This is a genomic window from Streptomyces sp. ME19-01-6 (assembly GCF_033793745.1).
In the GTDB taxonomy this organism is placed as follows: domain Bacteria; phylum Actinomycetota; class Actinomycetes; order Streptomycetales; family Streptomycetaceae; genus Streptomyces.
Map to the genome: position 1 here is coordinate 383,081 of NZ_JARAXF010000004.1, position 20,984 is coordinate 404,064.

The following is a 20,984-nucleotide window of genomic DNA, read 5'->3' on the forward strand; positions in this document are numbered from 1 at the left end:
GGATCACTCCGGTCGCGCCCCGAGCACGTACGAACCAGCGGCGAACGCGGCGGCCGGACAAGTATGGCGGGCTTGTGGAGAGACCAGGCCCCTACTGACGTAGGGGGCTGAGGCAAGGCAAACTTACCCGTGCGACTAGGAAGCTCAGGCAGGGGGAGACCATGGCGGCCGAGAGGGAGCGGGTGCAAGGGCTGCAGTTGCGCTTCACCGTGCTCGGACCGGTCCGGGCCTGGCGGGGCGAGGAACAGATCGGCACCGGTTCGCCGCAGCAAAAGGCGCTGCTGGCCGCCCTTCTGCTGCGCGGCGGGCGCACCGCGACGGCGCCGGAGCTGATCGACGGCCTGTGGGGCGACGAGCCCCCGGACGCGGCGATCGCCGCACTGCGCACCTACGCCTCACGGCTGCGCAAGGCGTTCGGGCCGGACTCGGAAGTGCTGGTGAGCGAGTCGGGCGGCTACGCCGTCCGGATCGGGGTGGGGGCCCTGGACACCGATGTGGCCGAGCAGCTGGCCGCGGAGGCGGACAAGGCGCAGCACTCCGGTGACCGGACGCGGGCACGTGAGCTGATCAACAAGGCGCTGGACCTGTGGGACGGGGAGCCGCTGGCCGGGCTGCCCGGCCCGTACGCGGAGACCCAGCGCATGCGGCTCGAGGAGTGGCACCTCGTCCTCATCGAGACCCGCCTCGACCTGGACCTGAACGTGGGGTTCCACGCGGAGGCGGTCTCCGAGCTGACCGCCCTCACCGCCCAGCACCCGTTCCGCGAGCGGCTGCGCGAACTGCTGATGCTCGCGCTGTACCGCAGCGGACGGCAGGCCGAGGCGCTGGCCGTGTACAACGACACCCGGCGGCTGCTGGCCGAGGAGCTGGGCGCCGATCCGTGCGCCGAGCTGTCCGACCTTCAGCAGCGCATCCTCCAGGCGGACGCCGGACTGGCCGCGCCGGCCGAGGCCCGTACGTCCGGCGGCGGCCCGGCGTATGTGCGGCCCGCCCAGCTGCCCGCGACCGTCTCCGACTTCACCGGCCGCGTAGCCTTCGTCAATGAGCTGAGCGACCAGCTTGCCACCGCAGAGGGGCATGTCATGGCCGTGTCAGCAGTGGCCGGCATAGGCGGCGTCGGCAAGACCACGCTGGCCGTCCACGTAGCGCACGCGTCCCGGCAGCACTTCCCGGACGGTCAGCTTTACGTCGATCTGCAGGGCGCGGGCCCGGTACCGGCCGAGCCCCAGGCGGTCCTCGGCGCCTTCCTGCGCGCCCTGGGCATCCCTGACTCCTCGATCCCCGACGGCGTCGAGGAACGCGCTGCCCTCTACCGCTCCACACTCGACGGCCGCCGCGTGCTGGCCCTGCTCGACAACGCGCGCGACGCGGCGCAGGTACGTCCGCTGCTTCCGGGCACGGAGGGGTGCGCGGCGCTGATCACCAGCCGCACCCGCATGGTCGACCTGGAGAGCGCGCACCTGGTCGACCTGGACGTGATGAGCCCCGAGGAGGCCCTCGTCCTCTTCACCCGCATCGTCGGCGAGGAGCGGGTCAACTCGGAGCGGGACGCGGCCATGGACGTCGTAGCGGCGTGCGGCTTCCTGCCGCTGGCCATCCGCATCGCGGCGTCCCGTCTGGCCTCCCGCCGGACGTGGACCGTGTCCTTCCTGGCCCGCAAGCTGGCCGACGGGCGCCGGCGGCTGGACGAACTCCGGGCCGGCGACCTGGCCGTGCGGGCCACGTTCGAGCTGGGCTACAGCCAGCTCGAACCCCAGCAGGCCCGGGCCTTCCGCCTGCTGGGCCTCGCGGACGGCCCCGACCTCTCGCTCGCGGCGGCGGCCGTCGTGCTCGACATGGACACCTTCGACGCCGAGGAGCTCATCGAGTCCCTCGTCGACGCCTCGCTGCTGGAATCCGCCGCCCCCGGGCGCTACCGCTACCACGATCTCGTACGCCTCTACGCGCGTGACTGTGCGGAACGGGACCAGCCGGTGGCGGACCGTGAGGCGGCGATGTCGCGGCTGCTCGACTTCTACCTCGCGACGACCGCCCGCGTGTACGCCCTGGAGCGGCCGGGCGACCGGCTGGTCGACCACCTGGCGACGACCGAGCGCCCCGGACTCGACTTCCCCGACCAGAACACCGCGCTGGACTGGCTGTTCGCCGAGGCCGACTGCCTGCTGGCGTGCGCCCAGCAGGCGGCGTCGTCCGGCGCCACGGTGCGCAAGGCCGCGGATCTGGTGGCGGCCGCGCCGGATCTCACCGAGTCCGGTGTGAACTCGCGCCGGTACGAGGCCGTCGCGGCGCTGGTCGGCGAGGCGGCGCGCAAGGTCGGAGACGTTCAGGCGGAGGGCCGCGCCAGGACGTTCCTGGCCCACGCCCTCAGCCTGGCGGGCCGGTACGACGAGGCCGAGAAAGAGGCCAAGCGCGCCCTGGAGCTGGGCCGGGCCGCGGAGGACCCGGTGCCGACCAGCCGGGTGCCGAACCAGCTCGGCATCATCTTCGCCGTCTCCCGCAGGAGCCCGGAGGAAGCGGAGACGTATTTCCTTCAGGCGATCGAAGCCTTCCGGAAGGACGGCAACCGTCCAGGGGAAGCCGGTGCGTTGAGCAACCTGTCGCGTGTGCTTCTCGAGACGGATCGCGTACAGAGCGCCGTCGAGATGGCCCGGCAGGGGATCCAGATCCTGGAGAGCCTCGGCCATGTACTGCGCCTGGCCACCGGCAAGTACCAGCTCGGAATAGCGCTTACGGGCTCGGGCAAGCATGCGGAGGCGCTCAACGAGCTGACGGAGGCGCTCACGCTCTTCCAGGAGAGCCGTCAGCCCTTGTGGGAGGGCATGGCCCACCAGCGCCTGGCGGAGGTCCACCTCGCGATGCACAACGCGGCGCAGGCCGCCGCGCATGCCGAGCAGGCCCTCGCCCTGCGTGGCCATGGCGGCGAATGGCGGCGCGCCATCGTCCTGACGGTACTCGGCAGGGCGCTGGCACAGCTCAGGCAGAGCGGCCGGGCCGAGGCCTGCTGGCAGGAGGCGCTGTCCATCCACGAACGACTGGGAGCGGCTGAGGCGGAAGAGGTCCGGGACCTTCTGGCCGCCTCTGCGACCTCATCTCACGCCCCATAACGCCCCATAACACAGACCCGCTTGACCGTTTATTTTTCGTTTATCGCGGTCCGCCACTCTAGTCCTAGTCGATCCGCCCCCGCGGGGGGCAGGCGGGTCGGTTGTCAGGTCCTCCTACTAATGTGAGCGGCCCTGAGATGCCCGTCCGGCGACCCACGGGGGAGTCGCCGGGCGGGCGTTGCGCACTCCGCCAACCACAGCTCGAGGAAGTTGATCGTTATGACCGACAAGAAGCCGAAGTCCGACGCCTACCGGCCCCTGGACGAGGCCATGCCCGCACCTCCATCCATCACCACGAAGGACGAGGCGATGCCCGCACCTCCGGGCATCACCACCCAGGACGAGGCCATGCCCGCGCCTCCGGGCATCAGCACCGCGGATGAGGCGATGCCTACGCCGAAGCCGCTCGCCGCCAAGTCCGACGAGGGTCAGGGAGCCGATCCCAGCAAGATCGGCACCATGGACGAGGCGATGCCCACGCCGAAGCCCCTCGCGGCCAAGACCAAGTAACCCGGCCGCGGAGGGTTCCCGGTAACGGGAGCGAGGTTCTCGATCCACACGGGGGAAACCGCAGGGGCCGATGTCGGCGGCAGGGAGGGGAGGCTGCCGGCATCGGCCCCTGTGCATGCGGGAAACAGGGGCGCTTCACGCCAAGGTTCCACCAGTTCAAGCCAGATGGCCGAACATCTGTACCCCCGCCGCCGCATTTGCAATACAAAATGCCTATTATCTCCCCACCCTGAGGAGCTGCAATGATGAGCACGAAGAAGGCTTTCGTCACCTTGGCGATCGCAGGGGCCGCAGCACTCGGCGCCGCCGCCCCCGCCCTGGCGGCTTCCGGCCACGAAGGGCCCGCCCGAAGCGCCACGGTTCAGGACAAGGACATTCCCGTCGCGTCTCCGCTCGACGAGAGCCTTCCGCTGCCCCTGCCCCACTAGGACAACATCGCTCCACACGGGGGGCCGAGCCAGAAGGCTCGGCCCGTTCCTTTTCTACGATCACCTCTTCACGGCCGCTGTTTACGACCGCACCTTGACCCTCGCATTGATGTCAGGGTCTACAAAGGCTCCGAAGGGCCGCCGCCCCGGCCGCCCCACGCGCGCCAAGGAGCCCCGCCGTGCAACTCCACGTCGTCCTGCCCGCCGAGTCACCCGAGCTGGACATCCACGAGCTGGCCGCCCTCGCCCAGGAGGCCGAGCAACTCGGATACGACGGCGTCTGGCTGCCCGACCACCTGCTGCCGCCCGGCCCGTACGGACCGGAGAAGTACGGCGGCGTCCTCGAACCCCTGACCGCGCTCTCCTACCTCGCGGCGGTCACCCGCAGAGTCACCCTCGGCACCTCGGTCCTCATCCTGCCGCTCCGCGACCCGCTACTCGTCGCCCGACAGGCGGCGACACTGGCACGGGCGAGCGGCGGCCGGTTCGTCCTGGGGGTGGGGACCGGGTGGGAGGAGTACGAGTTCGACGCCGCCGGGGCCGACTTCGCGACCCGGGGCGCCCGGACGACCAGCGCGCTGCGGCTGATCCGCCATCTGCACGCGAGCGGCGGCGGGCCGTACGAGGACGCGTTCCACTCCTTCGACGAGCGCGCCGTCTTCCAGCCCGTCCCCGAGCACCCCGTACCGTTCCTCATCGGCGGCAACTCGACCGCCGCGCTGCGCCGGACCGCGGGGGTTGGTGATTGGTGGCAGGGGGTCGGGCTGGGCCCGCGGGAGTTCACCGAGCACCGGTCGAGGCTGCGGGAGCTGAGCGACGGACGGGAGATCAACGCCGGGGCGCGGATCGGCTGGGACGACGACGGGCGCGATGCCGGAGAGGTGCGCGAGGAGGTGGAGGCGTGGCGGGCCGTTGACGCGGACCATCTGGCCGTGTGGTTCGGGTCCGTGGACGGGGACGGCTTCGGCCGGCGGATGCGGGCCCTGGCCAAGGCCGTGGGCCAGAGCGACCAGACCTGAACGACGGGCAGCCCAGGGATACGCGCCACCCGCCAGGCGCGACACCACACCGTGAAACTTGCGCGGCACGCACTTTTGCGTGACGCGCAAGTTTTGTTACTGTTGCCTCCATGGGGCTGCGCGAGCGAAAGAAGGCCGAGACCCGCGCGGCGCTCAGCTGGGCGGCGATCCGGCTGAGCGTCGAGCACGGCTTCGACAACGTCAAGGTGGAGGACATCGCCGAGGCCGCCGGAGTCTCGCCGCGCACGTTCAACAACTACTTCTCCAGCAAGGGTGAGGCGATCGCCGCCCGCCAGCTCGACCGGTATCTGCGCATCGCGGAGACGCTGCGCGAGCGCCCGGCGGAGCCGCTGTGGGACGCGGTCCTCCGCTCTGTGCTGTCGCAGTTCGGGCCCGACGCCGCGTCGGCCGCCCATCCCGTTCCCGACCCGGCGCAGTGGACGGCGGGGGTGCGCGTGATGCTCGCCGAACCGGCCCTGCAAGGCGAGTTGCTGCGGGCCGGGGCCATCGCCGAGGCCGAGATCGCCGCGGCCGTCGCCGAGCGCACCGGCACCGATGTGCAACAGGACCTGTATCCGCACCTCGTCGCGTCCGCGGTCATGGCCGCGACGAACGCGGCCAGGGCACACCACCTGCGCACCGATCCGCCGGTGCCGATGAGCCGGCTGCTCACGGACGCCTTCACCCAGCTCGCGGCGGGGCTTCCCACGCCCTAGGCATCGCCTGCACACGCACAGCCCGGCGGGCCGCCGGGCCGATACCCCCTGCCCGAACGAGCCGATTCCCCCTGCCCGAAAACCCGAAAGCCAAAAACCCGAGAGGACTCTGCTCATGATCGATGTCGTCGTCGCGGGCGCCGGACCCAACGGCCTGATGCTCGCCTGCGAGCTCGCCCTGGCCGGCATACGCCCGCTCGTCCTGGAGCGCCTCACCGAACCGTCCACCGAGCAGCGCGCGAACGGCATGGTCGGCCAGGTCGTGCGGCTGCTCGACCGGCGCGGCCTGTACGAGCGGCTGACCACGCCCGGGGCCACACCCGAGCCGGTGCCCAGTTATGTGTTCGGCGCGTTCCCACTCGACCTGAGCGACCTGCCGGACAACCCCCTCTACACCTTGATGGTGCCGCAGCGCCGGATCGAGCAGATGCTCGCCGAGCGCGCCGCAGAACTGGGCGTCGAGATACGCCGCGACCACGAGGTCACCGGTCTGACACAGGACGAGAAGTCGGTGACGGTCGAACTGCGCGGGCGCGAGCCGGTCGAAGCGGCGTTCCTGGTCGGCGCCGACGGCGGGCGCAGCGCGGTCCGCAAGCTCAGCGGGATCGGCTTCCCCGGCGTGACCGCCGACGACTCCGTGTCGCGCATGGGACAGGTGAGCGTGGACCCGGGGATGGTCGCCGCCGACGGCGGCCTGGTCGTGCCCGGCTTCGGCGTCGTACCGCCGTTCCAGCATCTGCGCACCGAACGTGGCCTGGTCGCCTGGGCGCCGTTCCCGGACCGCGATCCGATGTTCGTCACGATGGAGTGGGACCAGCCGGCCGAGGGCGATGCCTCCCTCGAGGAACTGCGGGCCAGCGCCTCCCGGGTGCTCGGCGGGGATGTGCCGCTCGCCCCGCCGACCGGGCCGGGCCCGCATGTGATGAGGCGGCTGTTCGGCGGCAACACCCGCATCGCGGAGCGCTACCGCGCGGGCCGCGTCTTCCTGCTGGGGGACGCCGCGCATGTGCACTCGGCGATCGGCGGCCCCGGGCTCAACCTGGGTCTGCAGGACGCGGTGAACCTCGGCTGGAAACTGGCCGCGGAGCTGCGCGGCCACGCGCCCGAGGGGCTGTTGGACACCTACGAGTCGGAACGAGCCCCGGTGGCGCGGCGCGTGGCCATGCACACCCAGGCGCAGTCGATGCTGATCCGGCCCGGCGGCCAGGTGACGGCCTTCCGGGAACTGTTCGGCGAGCTGCTCACCCAGCCCACGACACGGCAGCACCTCGCGGATCTGCTGTCCGGCGCTGACATCACCTACGACATGGGCCCGGCGACCGGGCCGCTCGTCGGCCGATGGGCCCCCGACCTGCCGGGCCTGCGCGAGGCGACCCGCACCGCCCGCCCGCTCCTCCTCGACCCCACCGGCACCCTCGACACAGGCCCCTGGGCGCCGCACATCGACACCGTGACCGTCCCGGAATGCGACACCGCGCTGCTGCTCCGCCCCGACTGCTACATCGCCTGGCAGGGCACCACGGACGAGGGCCTGCGCGAGGCGCTGGGCAGGTGGTTCAAGGCGGCTTGACAGACGCCGGCGGGACGACGGCATCGAAAATTCCCCCGCCCCATCAAACCTAGGAGTGCTAGGTTAAACCTAGAGACCCTAGGAAAGAGGCATTCCCGCCATGCCCAAGCCCACGACCGGCGCCCTCGAGGCCCCCGGCGCCACCCTCCACTACGAGACCCGCGGCAGCGGCCCCGTCCTGCTGCTGATCCCCGGCGGCGCCGCCGACGCCGGACTGTACGAGGGAATGGCGCCCGAACTCGCCGCCCACTACACCGTCGTCTCTTACGACCCACGCGGCCTCTCCCGCAGCCCCCTCCACGGCCCGCTCGCCGACCAGCGGGTGAATGTATGGAGCGATGACGCCCACCGGCTGCTCGAACTGCTCTCGCCCCACGAGAGCGCGTACGTACTCGGCTGCAGCTCGGGCGCCATCGTCGCGCTCGACCTCCTGGCCCGCCACCCCGAGCGGCTGCGCCGGGTGGTCGCCCACGAACCCCCGCTGATCGAGGTCCTGGAGGACCCCGCCCCGCACCGCCGCTTCTTCGCCGGGGTCCGCGAAACGTTCCGCAGGGACGGGCCGGGCCCCGCGATGGCACGGTTCAGCGAGGGGCTGGGGGGACGCCCCTCGGACCGGCCGACCGAACTGCCGCCGGAGATCCAGGAGATGGCCGCCCGCATGCACGCCAACCTCCCCGTCTTCCTGGAACACATCCTGTGCCCGTTCACCGCGACCGCCCCCAACCTCGCCGCCCTGCGCCCCGCCGCGGACCGGCTGGTGCTCGCGGCGGGCAGGGACTCCCGGGAGCAAGAGCCGCTGTACGGGCCGGCCCGGCGGCTGGCGCAGCTGCTCGGCGGCGAGATCGTGGAGTTCCCGGGCGGGCATGTGGGAGCCACGGAGCACCCGAAGGAGTTCGCCGAGCAGCTACGGACGCTGCTCCTGGGCCCCGCCCACGTCAGTCTTCGCCCGCACTCGACAGAGCTTCGCTGATCATGCGGGTGGCGAAGTCGCGGTCGTCGGTGAGGCGGTTGATGTGCTCCGCGAGCAGGAAGGCGGTGGCTTCCAGGGGAGTCATCTCGGCCTCGGTCCAGTATCCGTACTGTTTGCGCCACAGGCTGGGGCTCAGGCCGGTGCCCGCGGCGACGAGCAGGCCGGCCATGGTGGGGATGGCCTCGGGACCGACGCTCCTGGGCATCATGCGCATCGTGGCCACGAGGTTGGGCACCACGTACTCGATGACGTCCTTACCGTGATCCTCGTAGGCCATCCGCAGCCACTTCATGAACATGAAGATGAGCGTGCACGCGCCGTCCAGCACGGCATCGGCTCCCCCGGGGCCCAGGGACGCGGTGAACTGGTCCATCAGCGCCTGCTGTTCGGGACCGGTCTCGGTCTTACCGTCGTAAATGCCTTTGAGCCGAGAGTCGATCATCATGAGCGCTGCGCCCACATCGCCGGCGGGAGCGTGCGCAGGGTCGCAGGGCGATGACACAGTATTCCTCCTCAGATAACCACGGTGGGTAGCGTGGCGTGTCCGTACAGTAGGCCACCGATGAGGTCGAGGTCTGCTGAATCCCCGCAAAGCGCAGGCAGGCGCCGGGCGCGTTCCGTTCGTACCGTCCCCACACGCAGCGGCCCCGCCCGTCCACCTGAGTTGCGGTGAGTATCGGACAGCGACACGCCGTGGTGTTGGCGTGTCGCTGTCCGATACTCACCGCAAAGTCACCGACATCGGCCTTTATGTCGACGTCACTCCCGCCGTGGCTCGTCGTAGACGTCGGGGCGCTTCTTCGCCTCCTCCGGGAACGTGACGTTCACGGCGTCGGTCGTCCACTCCCGGCCGCCTTCGGTCGGACGCAGGAAGGCGACGCGGGGCCCCGGCATCCTGTGGTCGAAGGCGAGATCGTCAACGTGGCAGACGTCCTGGAGGACGCCGACGCGCCCCGTTGCAGCGTCGTAGGCCTCCTGGCCCACCCTCGGGCCCTTGTACGGCGTCGGCTCCTTCATGCGGGCAACCCCCAACGGGCCGTACGGCTCGGCGTTTCATGGGACGGGTGACGGCGGCGCAAGATCTCATACGTGGTCGCCTCGCCGTAATCCCCGTCCTGCTTGGCCTTCTCGCGCAACGCGGTGTACCTCTTGCACTTCGCGCAGACCCGGGTTCCAGCGGTCATGCCCCACCCTTCCGTGTCGTCGGCAGCTCGCACGATCAACGACCTCACCGCCGCGTCCCCCGCTCCAGATGCTTACGGATCGCCTTGGCCAGAGCCTCCGCGCGCTGCTCCAGCTCCTTGAGAGTGGGGCACGGGCCGGAACCCCCCTGCGTCTCCTGCGGAGGCGTCTCCCCGCTCACCTCGCCACCCCCAACGCGAGCTCACGCTCGTACCGGACGACGTACAACCCCACGGGGTCGGCGTCCCAGACGATCGGGAAGCGCTCGGCAGCGGGAACGCGCGGGAGAAAGAGCGTCGGCGGGTCCTCGTAAGCGACAGAGCACGGGACGGAGGGCGCGGAGGATTCCGTGGCCACGGGCATCGGAGGCGGCGGTACGGGAATGCGGGCGGGGTGAGCTGCCAGGTACGCCGCGCTATGCCGACCCCGGCCGGTCGCCCTCACGAGCCCTTTCAGGCCCCACTCCGCGAAGGTCCGTACACCTGCACGGAGTAACCCTCGAACGTTTTTCGGATTGGTGGCGACAGAAACGCTCATGCGCTTCAGCCCGGTAATGACAGTGGCCATGTGACTGCCTCCCATCATCGAGAAGTTGCTGGGCAGACGGGTGTTTCGGGCGCAGAGATCGACCGGCTCCAGCCGCCGCCCCGACCCGGCCCTCGGTACCTCAACTACTGTTCTGCACTTGCGGGCTCACTTGCAAGCTAAAGTGCCACTACCGTGAAAGTGGTACATGCCGCTGCGTCAACAGGGGCTGTTTCAGGGGGATCTGGTGATGGCAGACTCGGCACAGCAGCGTGCCGGGGCCCTACAGAGGCACGTGGAGGGAACACAGATGGCAGCACGACGAGGTACTACGTTCCGCCGCCGGGAACTCGGTAAAGAGCTTCGCCGCCTGCGCGAGAAGAACGGCCTCACCATTCTTGAGGCGGCGAAGGGGCTCGGGTGCTCGGAGGCCAAGCTCAGCCGGGTGGAGACCGGTAACAACAGCCTCCCCCGGGTTGCCGACATGGAGGCGCTGCTGGACCGCTACGGCATTACGGACATCGATGACCGAGAGACCCTGCTGACACTCCACCGCGACTCGCTCACCAGGGATTGGTGGACGCCTTACCGCAACGTGCTGCCATCGGGTCTGCACACATTCATTGGGCTGGAGATGGACGCCCGTGCGATGCGCGCCTGGAATGCGCAGGTCGTCTTCGGGCTGTTGCAGACCGAGAACTACGCGCGGGCGATGTTCATGACCGCGAAGCCCGTTGAGGAGACGACAACGGCGTTCGTGGAGGACAACACGCGCGTACGCATGGAACGCAAGCAAGTCATCACGCGTCAAGACGGCCCGCTTGAACTTCGGGTCGTCCTTGACGAATCGGCGCTGCGCCGAGTCATCGGTGGCCCGGAGATCATGCGGGAACAGTACGAGGCCATCGCCGAGTTGTGCAGTCTCGACAACGTGACCGTCCAAATCCTGCCCCAGTCCCTGGCCACCTACAGGGCAGAGGACAACTTCATCGTTCTCGATTTCGACGGCGGCCTCGACTCAGTCGTCGTACTCGACAACAGCACCAACAGCTACACCGATAAGAAGGGTGAGGTCTGGAAACACAACCGCCGCTTCGATGCCATGCGCGAGGGCGCGCTACCTCCGACGGAAACGCCTCGCTTCCTCAAAGAACTAGCAAGAGAGTTGGTCTAGCCATGAACGTCCGTAAAGAAGCTATCTGGTTCAAGTCGTCCTACAGCGGCCAAGAGCCGAGCGCCTGCGTGGAGATCGCAGACCTGACCACCGCCGTCGGCGTCCGCGACTCAAAGAACAAGACCGGCCCCGCCCTCCTCATACCCGCCACCGCGTGGACCGCGTTCATAAGCGGGGTCCGCAGGGGCCGCCTCGACCGCGGCCCGGTTGGCTGACCCGACCACCCCACGATGGGCGGCCCCCGCCGCGGTCACCCCCGGCGCGCGCCGCCCATCATCGCTCACGGCCTGGACAAAGGCTGAGCACGTCACACTGCAGGATCGCCTGATAGGGCTGTCCTTCGAACTCCGCAGCACGCGAGTGGCCGACGTTCGGCACGAACCGCCATTGCGAGGGCTTGACGTGCTTCGTCCGGCTCGTCTTCTCCACGCGGGTGTTCAACGTCCGAGCGCGTGGGTCGTTCGTCTCGACCAGAACTTCGTCTGCTTCGAGCGGGAAATGGTCGTGCAGCAGGCACAGGCCGAAGCGGTCGAGGTTGCCGTGTTTCTGGAGCACCGCGATCAGGTCCTGGATGAATTCCGCGTCCTGCGGGCCCAATCCCTCGGCGTCCTCGAATCGGGGAAGCGCGGGCCTTTGAGCGGTCACCTTTTCATTGGTCATAGTCTTCTCCTGCGCATACGGATCAGCCTATGTACCCCCATCGCATCGTAAGCGGCTGCACAGGGTCTCGCAATCCGGGGCAGTCCGTTCGGGCGCGACCAACAGGGTTGAACATCCATCTCCAACTGCGCGCCTGCCGCTGACACACCGCGCCCTATGAGTAGGTGAGCGCCCAGCAGGCCAATCGTGCGGGTAGCGGAGCAGAGGATGAAGGCATTCCGGTGGTGGCGCTGGCTGGCGCTGTTGATCGCCGTGGTCGGATGGTGGGGGTCATGGCCGGAGGCGGTGCACGCGGCGGGCCGTCACGGCTGTGGGACAGAGAAAATCAAGAAACCCTGCGTTGTGGCGGAAATCCAGTTCAGCCACCACCATCAAACGTTCGTCCAGGCACACGCGATCACGACGATCAAGGTGCCTATGACATGGCATCTCGCGGATTCGCTGACGCTCGGCGAGGAATCAGACACATACCGGCGTGCGATGCGCCGTCTGCTGCGCCAGCGAAGGGCGTTCTCGCCCTCCCGAGCGTATGAATGGCGCCTCCACCGGCCACGGGTCACCGCGAACAAGCACTCAGTAACGGTTCACTACGAGGCATTTTCCTGGATCAATCACTTTGGGAAGTCCTGGCTCGGACCTTGGCTCATCAGCGTCCACGAAGGAAATGACGTTTGGCGGGTGACCCTTCCACCGGAAGCTCGGTCGAAAACGCTGAATAATGCGCACTGGGAACGTATCGAAATCCGGATGGGCGGGCTCAGTGCTCGCGATTCCCATCCGAAAGCATCGGCGGCCACCCAGGACAGTCGGGTATGGACAGATCGATCACGGGCAGATGTGTCGATCGGCTTGACCCCGCCCTGGCACGCCTCTTTCGCTCTGAAAAGTGCCGACCAGCCTTTCTGGAGCAGGCTGGGCATCGGATTGTGGTGGGTATGCGGCTCGGCGATGTTCGCGCTGGCCGTGCTCAGCACTCGACCACGCTCGTCCTCCCGCCCGGCGGTGTCGGGGCGGCACGAAGAGTGGCCACGACAGCTGGTTCGCCGGTTCGGCAGGGGCTCCAAAGAGGGAGCGTTGCAGTGCACCCGGCCACGTCTGCCGGTCGCCCCGCAGCCATCCGGACGGTACGCGCGGTGGTCGAGGTGGTGGTCGCCCCGCATGGGAAGCCACTCCCAAGGGCGCCCTGCGCCGACCGCCTTGCTGTGGTGGGCGGGTCTCAGCGCCGGCCTTGGCCTGACACTCGCGCTGCTGATCCCGGATCTGCGTTCGTTCACCGTGTGGCAAACCGTCATCGGCATCGCGGCAAGCCTGGCTCTGATCATCGGCGCCCGCCCATGGCGCCCCATCGCATCGGCCCCCATCGCATCGGCCGACGCTCCACAGTCCGATGCGAGAGCGGCTGTCCGGCACAGTCGAGCATGGGGCCGCACCGTGATCGTGGCTTCTTCGGCGGCGGCTGCGATGGGCCTGCTGGTGGTTCTGGCCCCGCGACTCGTCCATCTGCCAGGAGATCTGGCGCCACCTGACGCCGGTGTTGCCGGGCAGATGCTGTTGGCGTTGGTGCTGCTCTGGCTGTGGCTGGCCGCGATGGCTGCGTGGGCGTGGCGGTTCGCACGGGAAGGGGAACTGATCCCCCGTGCCTGGGGAGAGACCTGGGACAGAGCGCCCGTCCGCTGCCTGGGGGCCGTAGGTGCGGCCCTGGGTCTGATCTCGGTGATCATGCTTCTCTCACATTGGCGGGCCACCGAGCTCAGTTGGCAACGTGCCACCTGGCTCAGCGATCACGACAACACGTACCACTCCAAACACGACAAGTTCCTACGAGATGCCCTTGCGAGCTTTGGACCGACCGGTCTTCGATGGGCCTACGCCCACACATGGGTGCTGACGGACATCGCACTGGTGGCGCTTTTGAACGCCCGTGCCAAGGCAGCGCAGAAACAGGCTGACCGACACCCGGAGCAGGTCTCTCTGGGGCCCTCCCAGAACGATATGCGGCTGACGTCCCTTGTCTTCGCCATCGTCGTGGCGACCAGGCAGTCACTGTTCGCGGGCTCTTCCCTGCTGTTCGTGGTGTGGCTTGTGCTGAATATCGCCGCTCTCTACGCCGTACGGGCGGTAGGCCGACGGTGGTCGGTGTTGAGTCAGGCGGGAGGAGAGTTCCTCATCCGAGCGTTGGGTACCGCTCAAGGCCGTAGCGACATGCTGGAGAAAGCCCACGAGTACCGCAATCTGCACAGCCAATTGCGCCTGGTGGATCAAGGCCACGCGGAGAAGGGCACGACTCGGGAGCTGCTGGAGGACCGGCTGCGCCGGCTGCGCCATTGGCGGCCTGCCGGATGCGACCGCGACTGCCTGCCCGATCAGCTGTCCGTGGTGGACGTGGCCCTGAGCTGGGGCCCGTATGACAGCTGGTGGGACAACGCACGGCATGCCGCGCGCCTGGCATTCGTCTTCGGGATTCCGGCCAGCGCCGCTATTGTCTGGGCGGCCTACCTCAAAGGTGCCAAGCAGTTCATGCAGACGAACGCCAGTCCTACGGGCCTGCCCGAGGTCGTAGCGCGGTTCCTCACCTGGCAGATCGCATGGGCCGGTGCGGGCCTGATCCTGGGCGCCCTGTGGCGCATGCTGCCCGGGCGGCGGGGTCCCGCACGGGCCTTGTGCCTTACCATCGCCTACGCCATCCCCATCGGAGTAGGCGCCGTGGTCAACCGCATCACCGACACCGAACTCGGCAACGCGATCCTCAGCGCCTCGCTCATGCTCATTGTGCTGACGCTCACGAGCATCTCGATGGACGCCGCGACATTCAGCGGCGAGAGACAGCTCTGGCCCACACGTTTCAGCCTGCTGCTGTCGATCTACCAGATGCGGGCCCTCTCCGTACAGATCGCCTACCTTCTCGCCCAACTGGTTGCCGCAATCGGAATTTGGAGGTTTCTCGCAGGCGGGGCGCTCGCCCCGCATTAGCGATCGCTCACACATCTCTATCCGCCGGAGCGCAGCCGCGTCTTGAGCACCTTCCCGCTCGCGTTCCGCGGCAGCTCCGCCAGGAACTCCACCTGCCTCGGCACCTTGTAGTTGGCCATCTCCCGCCGCGACCAGGCGATCAGGTCGTCCGCGGTCAGCGTCGCCCCCGCGTGCCGCACCGCGTACGCCTTCCCCACCTCGCCCAGCCGCGGGTCCGGGATGCCGATGACCGCGACATCGGCGATGTCGGGGTGGCGGGCGATCAGTTGCTCGATCTCCGCCGGGTACGCGTTGAAGCCGCCCACGACGAACATGTCCTTGATGCGGTCGGTGATCCGCAGATTGCCGTCCGCGTCCATGACGCCGACGTCGCCCGTGCGCAGCCAGCCGTCCGGGGTGATGGCCTGAGCGGTGGCGACGGGGTCCTCGAAGTAGCCGGCGGTGACGTGGTAGCCGCGGACCCAGACCTCGCCCGGTTGGCCCGGGGGCAGTTCGGCGCCGCTGGGGCGGGCGACCTTGACCTCGGTGTCGGGGATGGCGCGGCCGGAGGTGGCGGAGACGGCCTCGGGTGGGTCGCCGCGGCGGCACATGGTGACGGTGCCGGAGGCCTCGCTGAGGCCGTAGGCGGTCAGGACGGTGGCGACGCGGAGTTCGGAGCGGAGCCGGTCGACCAGTTCCAGGGGGACGACGGCGGCGCCCGTGATGACCAGGCGCAGGGTGGACAGGTCGTGCGCGGCGCGGGCCGGGTGGTCGAGGAGGGACTGGTACAGGGTGGGTGGGCCGGGGAGGACGGTGATGCGCTCGGCCGCGATGTTGGCGAGGGCGGTGTCTACGTTGAAGACGGGCTGCGGGACCATCGTCGCGCCCCGCGTCAGGCAGGCGATGATGCCCGCCTTGTAGCCGAAGGTGTGGAAGAACGGGTTGACGATGAGGTAGCGGTCGCCCTCCGTGAGGCCCGTGACCTCGCTCCAGGTGGTGTAGACGCGCACCGTCTGGGCGTGGGTGATCACGACGCCCTTGGGGCGGCCGGTGGTGCCCGAGGTGAAGGTGATGTCGGAGGGGTCGCCGGGGCGTACGGCGGCCGCTCGGACGCGTACCGCCACGGACGAGATGCGCTCGCCCGCCGCCAGGAAGTCCTTCCAGGTACGGAAGTCGGCGGGGGCGTCGTCGGCGAGGACGATGACGTCACGCAGGTAGGGCAGGCCGGGCAGCGGGCCGCGACCCGGCCCCTCCCCCGCCGCGCGGCGCAGCGAGGCCACGTACGAGGTGCCGAGGAAGGTGCCGGTGACGAAGAGGTGGGTGGCGCGGGTGCGCCGCAGGACGTACGCCGCCTCCGCGCCCTTGAAGCGGGTGTTGACGGGGACGAGCACTCCGCCCGCCGTGACCGCGCCCAGCGCGGCCACGATCCAGTCGAGGGTGTTGGGCGCCCAGATCGCGATCCGGTCGCCCACTTCGACGCCCGAGGCAAGGCACGCCGCCGCGGCCCGCTCCACGCGCTCGCCGAGCTCCGCGTACGAGATCCGGCTGCGGCCCTCGACGACCGCCTCGGCCTCGCCGTAACGCTTCGCCGCCGCCCGTACCAGCGCCGGGATGGTCTCGCGCATCGGGTCACCTTCCGCAATCCCACTCCACGTAGCTGACTGTCCGTCAGATTAGCGGTAGCCTTCCCCACTGTCAGCACCGATGCACGCGCCGATGACCGCGACCATGGAGGTGGCGATGGGGGCGACCGTCAACTGCCCTTCGATAAAGCGAAGGGCTTGCACAGCGGGCGCCACTGGCTGTGGTGCTGCGCTTGCGTCCAGCCCCACTCCCGGTTTTCGGGGGTGGGCAGGGGTGATTGACTGCACCCCGCGTCGCCACAACTCTTCCGCGCGGGCGCGGATGTTGCGGGAGCCGTTCCGGTCTGCGTGGTCAACGAATCCGCAGTTCCGGCACGCGAACCAGGCCTGGGAGACGCGGTTCGCCTTGTCGATGTGGCCGCATTCGGCGCAGGTGCGCGAGGTGTACGCCGGATCGACGTGCACCACCGGGACTCCGGCCTTCCTGGCCTTGTACGCCATGAATTGCCCGAGCTGGTGAAAGGCCCAGGAATGCAGGGTGGCCCGTTGGGGCTTGGTCAGCCGTACCCGTTCGCGGATGCCGCCCAGGTCTTCCAGGGCGATGCCGCGACCGGTGCGTTCTGCCTCGGCCACCACATGCTTGGCGATCTTGTGGTTGATGTCCTTGGTCCGCCGCGCTTCCTTGCGCCGCCGCTTCTTCAGCCGACGCCTGGCGGACGGGGTGTTCTTCTTCTGCAGCTTGGCGCACAGAGCGCGCTCCCTTGTACGGGTGCGGTTGAGGGCGCGCCCGGCCATGATCACGCCGTCGCTGGTGGTGGCGATGTTGACGATGCCCAGGTCGATGCCGAGGATCCGGTCGTCATAGGGCTGGGCGCCCTCGGGGCGGAAGGCGATCGGTTTCCCGGTCGCCTTGCGGTACCGCTTCGAGCCGGGCTTGCCGAGGTTGCCCGCTTTCAGGTTGGCGCGCAGGGTCTCGTACGCGTCGCAGGTCTTCTTGATGACGTGCTGGGCGGCTTGCGCGCCCAGACGCCACCGGTCCTTGACCGGGCGGTAGGTGAGCTTGCGCAGGGCGAAGTTCTTTCTCACGTCCCGCTCATAGGCGATCTCGCTGACCCAGCACGCGGCCTCGTTACAGGCGCACAGAGTCGCCTCAAGCGCCCACGCCTGTTCGGGCGTTGGCAGAAGCTTGATCTGTACCACCAGTTTCATGACCCCGACGTTAGCCAGGAAGCCGCACATGCGAACGACCGTCACACAAACATGCGCCGATCCAGCGATCGCCCGATTATGTGTTCGCCTTCTCCGTCCCTGCCAGACAGCATGGACAGCGCTCCGCGCCCAAGCGGTGGGTTGCTGCGGCGCTCCGCGCCGCAATCACATGACGCGATTCCTGCCGGGCGTAAACGCCCGGGGTTCCTCGCGAGAAGCCTGCTGAAAGACGCGACCGCGATAGCCGGCATCGGCCAGACCCCCTTCGCCAAACGCCTCCCCGAGTCCGAGAAGACCCTGGCCTGCCGGGCGATCCTCGCCGCGCTCGACGACGCGGGGATCGCCCCGTCCGAGGTGGACGCCTTCGCCTCGTACACCATGGAGGAGACGGACGAGGTCGAGGTCGCCAAGGCCATCGGCGCCGGGGATGTGACCTTCTTCAGCAAGGTCGGCTACGGCGGGGGCGGCTCCTGCGCGACCGTCGCGCATCTGGCCGCCGCGATCGCCACCGGCCAGGCGAGCGTCGGGGTGGCCTGGCGCTCGCGCAAACGCGGCAGCGGCCCGCGCCCGTGGACGAACACCCGCGTGCAGCTGCCGACGCCCGCGCAGTGGACCCGGCCGTACGGGCTGCTGCGGCCGGCCGACGAGATCGGCCTGCTGGCCCGCCGCTATATGCACGAGTACGGCGCCACCCGCGACCACTTCTTCAACGTCGCGCTGGCCTGCCGCAACCGGGCCAACCAGAATCCGGCCGCGATGATGTACGAGCGGCCGCTGACCCGGGAGATGTACATGACGGCCCGCTGGATCAGCGAGCCGCTGTGCCTCTTCGACAACTGCCTGGAGACCGACGGCGCGCTGGCCTGCGTGGTCGTCTCCGCACAGCGGGCGCGCGACTGCCGGCGCCCGCCCGTGTACGTCCACTCCACGGCCCAGGGGCTGCCGGCCCAGCACCACGGGATGGTCAACTACTGGAACGACGACCCGCTCACCGGGCCCGCCTGGACCGCCGCCCGCCAGCTGTGGAAGTCGGCCGACTTCGGGCCGCAGGACGTGGACGTGGCCCAGATCTACGACGCCTTCACCCCCCTGATCCCGCTGTCGCTGGAGGGCTACGGCTTCTGCGCGCGCGGCGAGGGAGCAGCCTTCACCGAGGGGGGCGCGCTGGAGATCGGCGGGCGGCTGCCGCTCAACACCGGCGGGGGCGGCCTCAGCGAGGCGTACGTACACGGCTTCAACCTCATCACCGAGGGGGTCGGACAGCTGCGCGGGACCAGCACCGCGCAGGTGCCGGGCGCCGCGACCTGCCTGGTCACGGCGGGTGAGGGGGTTCCCACCTCCGCTCTGCTGCTGAGGAATTGACGGATTGGGGAGTTGATCCAGGAGATGACACACGCCGGTATCCGGGACGGCTCCGGAGGCACGGAGGAAGAGGGGCCGCCCGAGGGGCCGCCCGAGGGGCTGCTCATGCCCGTGCCCGACGAGGACGGGGCGCCCTTCTTCGCCTACGCGGCGCGCGGCGAGCTGCGCGTCCAGACCTGCGCCGACTGCGGCGAGCCCCGCTTCCCGCCCCGCCCCTGCTGTCCGCACTGCCAGTCCTTCGCGAGCGAGTGGATCCGGACCAGCGGCCGTGGCCGGATCTGGTCGTACGTCCTGCCGCACCCGCCGCTGCTGCCCGCGTACGCCGCGCAGGCGCCGTACAACGTGATCCTCGTCGAGCTCGCGGACGCCCCGCGCATCCGCCTGGTGGGCAATCTGGTCGCCGACGCCGACGCCGCCCTCGACTCGGTCGACCCGGCGCGGATCCGGATCAACGCCCCGGTGCGGGCGGTCTTCCCTCAGCCGGCGGGCGGTATCGCGGTGCCGCGCTGGGTCCTGGAGCGGCCATGACGGTGCGTACCCGGGTCGAGGACGGCGGCGTCGCGGTCGTCACGCTCGACCGGCCCGAGCGGCACAACGCCATCGACCTGGAGACGGCCGCGGAGCTGGCGGCCGTCTGGCGCGGCTTCCGGATGGACGAGTCGGTGCGGGCCGTGGTGCTGACCGGGGCGGGCGACCAGGCCTTCTGCACCGGCATCGACCGCGCGGTGCGGGTGCCCCAGCCCTCGTCGCCGTACTCGGTCGACGACCCGCTGCTGACCATCGGGCCCAAGGCGAACGATTTGTGGAAGCCGGTCGTCGCCGCGGTGGGCGGAATGGCCTGCGGCGGGGCGTTCTACCTGCTGGGCGAGGCGGAGTTCATCGTCGCCGCCGAGCACGCCACGTTCTTCGACCCGCACACCAGCTACGGCATGGTCAGCGCCTACGAGGCGGTCTACATGGCGCAGCGCATGCCCCTGGGGGAGGTCGCGCGGATGGCGCTGATGGGCACCGCGGAACGCCTCACGTCCCGGCGGGCGTATGAGATCGGCCTGGTCAGCGAGGTGACCCCGGCCGGTGCCGACCCGGTCGCCGCCGCCCTGCGCGCGGCCGCCGTCATCGCGTCGTATCCGTCAGCGGCGGTGCAGGGGACGGTACGGGCGGTGTGGGCGGCCAAGGAGGCGACGCTGGCCCAGGCGCTGGCGCGGGCCCCGCAGTTGATCGCGCTCGGGAATCTTCCGCCGGAGCGCCAGGCGGGGCTCTTCGCGGCCCGGACGCCGGGGTTCCGTACGCGGTGAGGGTCGGCGCCGGCCGAGGGGCGCCTCAGCTCGCGTACTTGAGCACCGACTCCACCTTGCAGGTGAAGGACGTCTGCTCGGTGAGAGTGCGGTAGGAGGTGGCCGTGACCGTCTGGCTGCTGCCGGCCGACACCGTGACGGACTCGTAGTCGCTGCCGAGCAGGCTGGTGGTGGACTGGTCGTTCCACTTGACGCTGATCCCGTAGCGCATGGTCTGCGTCTCGGGGTTCCGGATGGTGAGGGTGTACTGGAACGAACTGGTGGACTCGTCGTAGTCGCAGCCGGTGGCGGAGACGTCGTTCGTGCCGTCCGAGTTGTAGGTGGGCGGCGCGGAGTAGCTGTACGAGGGCGACGGGGTGTACGACGGCAGGTCGGAAGGGGTGAACGACGGCACGTCGGAAGGGGTGAACGACGGGAGGTCCGTGGGCAGATCGGTCGGGAGGCCGCTCGGGCTGGACAGCGGCGCGTCACCGCCGCTGCCGCCGGAGACGAAGCCGCCGGACCCGCTGCTGTGCCTGCCCTTCTTTCCGCAGCCGGTCAGGGCCAGAAGGCCGATCGCGGCGACGGCGACAAGACGCATGGAGCGGCGATTCATGGATTACCCCCGTTGGAAGACGCATTCAGGCCGACCTCGACTGTTGACGAGTACACGCCACCCTAGGCAGTGGGGCTTCCTACCCCAAAGTCACTTCAGGAAGGGCGTCGGACCGGCCCGGCCCGTTCAGTCG

Annotated in this window: 21 protein-coding genes; 13 read left to right on the plus strand and 8 right to left on the minus strand. The window is 69.4% G+C overall.

Annotation, left to right across the window (positions count from 1 at the left end; all coding sequences use genetic code 11):
- Positions 1-161: 161 nt before the first annotated feature.
- The 7 genes from PV419_RS11705 (at position 162) to PV419_RS11735 (ending at position 8,317) form a co-directional block, all read left to right on the plus strand.
- Complete coding sequence (locus PV419_RS11705; RefSeq protein WP_319687906.1) at positions 162-3,104, plus strand: AfsR/SARP family transcriptional regulator; 2,943 nt, start codon at positions 162-164, stop codon at positions 3,102-3,104.
- Positions 3,105-3,323: 219 nt separating this feature from the next.
- Positions 3,324-3,614, plus strand: a complete 291-nt coding sequence (locus PV419_RS11710) for a hypothetical protein (RefSeq protein ID WP_319687907.1) — start codon at positions 3,324-3,326, stop codon at positions 3,612-3,614.
- Positions 3,615-3,859: 245 nt separating this feature from the next.
- A complete protein-coding gene (locus tag PV419_RS11715; RefSeq protein ID WP_319687908.1) occupies positions 3,860-4,042 on the plus strand; it encodes a hypothetical protein in 183 nt (60 codons plus the stop codon).
- Positions 4,043-4,221: 179 nt separating this feature from the next.
- Positions 4,222-5,061 carry a TIGR03619 family F420-dependent LLM class oxidoreductase gene (locus PV419_RS11720; RefSeq protein WP_319687909.1) on the plus strand — a complete coding sequence of 280 codons (840 nt, stop codon included), beginning with the start codon at positions 4,222-4,224 and terminating at the stop codon, positions 5,059-5,061.
- Positions 5,062-5,171: 110 nt separating this feature from the next.
- The gene (locus tag PV419_RS11725) at positions 5,172-5,777 is read left to right on the plus strand and encodes a TetR family transcriptional regulator (RefSeq protein WP_319687910.1); all 606 of its coding nucleotides are present in this window, start codon (positions 5,172-5,174) and stop codon (positions 5,775-5,777) included.
- 115 nt (positions 5,778-5,892) lie between these two features.
- The gene (locus PV419_RS11730; RefSeq protein WP_319687911.1) at positions 5,893-7,347 is read left to right on the plus strand and encodes an FAD-dependent monooxygenase; all 1,455 of its coding nucleotides are present in this window, start codon (positions 5,893-5,895) and stop codon (positions 7,345-7,347) included.
- Positions 7,348-7,447: 100 nt separating this feature from the next.
- Positions 7,448-8,317 (plus strand): alpha/beta hydrolase, encoded by an 870-nt coding sequence (locus PV419_RS11735; RefSeq protein WP_319687912.1) that lies wholly within the window; start codon positions 7,448-7,450, stop codon positions 8,315-8,317.
- On the opposite strand, the gene PV419_RS11740 is transcribed toward PV419_RS11735, so the two are convergent.
- The 4 genes from PV419_RS11740 to PV419_RS11755 all read right to left on the minus strand — a co-directional run bounded on the left by PV419_RS11740 (position 8,283) and on the right by PV419_RS11755 (position 9,680).
- On the minus strand, positions 8,283-8,819 hold the full coding sequence (locus PV419_RS11740; RefSeq protein ID WP_319687913.1) for a hypothetical protein: 537 nt from the start codon (positions 8,817-8,819) through the stop codon (positions 8,283-8,285). The two genes, PV419_RS11735 and PV419_RS11740, sit on opposite strands and share 35 nt — an antisense overlap.
- A 257-nt stretch (positions 8,820-9,076) precedes the next feature.
- Positions 9,077-9,334, minus strand: a complete 258-nt coding sequence (locus tag PV419_RS11745; protein WP_319687914.1) for a hypothetical protein — start codon at positions 9,332-9,334, stop codon at positions 9,077-9,079.
- Positions 9,331-9,501: a hypothetical protein gene (locus tag PV419_RS11750; RefSeq protein WP_319687915.1), complete on the minus strand. Its 171-nt coding sequence runs from the start codon at positions 9,499-9,501 to the stop codon at positions 9,331-9,333. The genes PV419_RS11745 and PV419_RS11750 overlap by 4 nt, the downstream gene beginning before the upstream one ends.
- 44 nt (positions 9,502-9,545) lie before the next feature.
- A complete protein-coding gene (locus PV419_RS11755; protein ID WP_319687916.1) occupies positions 9,546-9,680 on the minus strand; it encodes a hypothetical protein in 135 nt (44 codons plus the stop codon).
- A gap of 654 nt (positions 9,681-10,334) precedes the next feature.
- On the opposite strand from PV419_RS11755, the gene PV419_RS11760 reads away from it, so the two are divergent.
- Complete coding sequence (locus PV419_RS11760; RefSeq protein ID WP_319687917.1) at positions 10,335-11,198, plus strand: helix-turn-helix transcriptional regulator; 864 nt, start codon at positions 10,335-10,337, stop codon at positions 11,196-11,198.
- 2 nt (positions 11,199-11,200) lie between these two features.
- Positions 11,201-11,413, plus strand: coding sequence for a DUF397 domain-containing protein (locus tag PV419_RS11765; protein WP_319687918.1), 213 nt, complete (start codon positions 11,201-11,203; stop codon positions 11,411-11,413).
- Positions 11,414-11,471: 58 nt separating this feature from the next.
- Here PV419_RS11765 and PV419_RS11770 read toward each other — a convergent pair whose 3' ends face one another.
- Positions 11,472-11,858 (minus strand): hypothetical protein, encoded by a 387-nt coding sequence (locus PV419_RS11770; protein ID WP_319687919.1) that lies wholly within the window; start codon positions 11,856-11,858, stop codon positions 11,472-11,474.
- Between the two features lie 207 nt (positions 11,859-12,065).
- On the opposite strand from PV419_RS11770, the gene PV419_RS11775 reads away from it, so the two are divergent.
- The gene (locus tag PV419_RS11775) at positions 12,066-14,828 is read left to right on the plus strand and encodes a DUF6185 family protein (protein ID WP_319687920.1); all 2,763 of its coding nucleotides are present in this window, start codon (positions 12,066-12,068) and stop codon (positions 14,826-14,828) included.
- Between the two features lie 17 nt (positions 14,829-14,845).
- Here the strand turns inward: PV419_RS11775 and PV419_RS11780 are convergent, their stop codons facing one another.
- Both PV419_RS11780 and PV419_RS11785 read right to left on the minus strand, forming a co-directional pair.
- Positions 14,846-16,432 (minus strand): FadD3 family acyl-CoA ligase, encoded by a 1,587-nt coding sequence (locus tag PV419_RS11780; RefSeq protein WP_319687921.1) that lies wholly within the window; start codon positions 16,430-16,432, stop codon positions 14,846-14,848.
- A 48-nt stretch (positions 16,433-16,480) separates the two neighbouring features.
- Positions 16,481-17,629, minus strand: coding sequence for a transposase (locus PV419_RS11785; protein ID WP_319687922.1), 1,149 nt, complete (start codon positions 17,627-17,629; stop codon positions 16,481-16,483).
- A gap of 81 nt (positions 17,630-17,710) precedes the next feature.
- On the opposite strand from PV419_RS11785, the gene PV419_RS11790 reads away from it, so the two are divergent.
- Genes PV419_RS11790 through PV419_RS11800 form a run of 3 tightly spaced genes read left to right on the plus strand, consistent with a single transcriptional unit; the run spans position 17,711 to position 20,256 of the window.
- Positions 17,711-18,961: a lipid-transfer protein gene (locus PV419_RS11790; protein WP_415925287.1), complete on the plus strand. Its 1,251-nt coding sequence runs from the start codon at positions 17,711-17,713 to the stop codon at positions 18,959-18,961.
- A 24-nt stretch (positions 18,962-18,985) separates the two neighbouring features.
- Entirely contained in the window at positions 18,986-19,489 is a 504-nt protein-coding gene (locus PV419_RS11795) for a Zn-ribbon domain-containing OB-fold protein (RefSeq protein WP_415925288.1), read from the plus strand.
- Positions 19,486-20,256 carry an enoyl-CoA hydratase/isomerase family protein gene (locus PV419_RS11800; RefSeq protein ID WP_319687923.1) on the plus strand — a complete coding sequence of 257 codons (771 nt, stop codon included), beginning with the start codon at positions 19,486-19,488 and terminating at the stop codon, positions 20,254-20,256. The genes PV419_RS11795 and PV419_RS11800 overlap by 4 nt, the downstream gene beginning before the upstream one ends.
- Positions 20,257-20,281: 25 nt before the next feature.
- Here PV419_RS11800 and PV419_RS11805 read toward each other — a convergent pair whose 3' ends face one another.
- Positions 20,282-20,836 carry a hypothetical protein gene (locus PV419_RS11805; RefSeq protein WP_319687924.1) on the minus strand — a complete coding sequence of 185 codons (555 nt, stop codon included), beginning with the start codon at positions 20,834-20,836 and terminating at the stop codon, positions 20,282-20,284.
- Between the last annotated feature and the right edge of the window lie 148 nt (positions 20,837-20,984).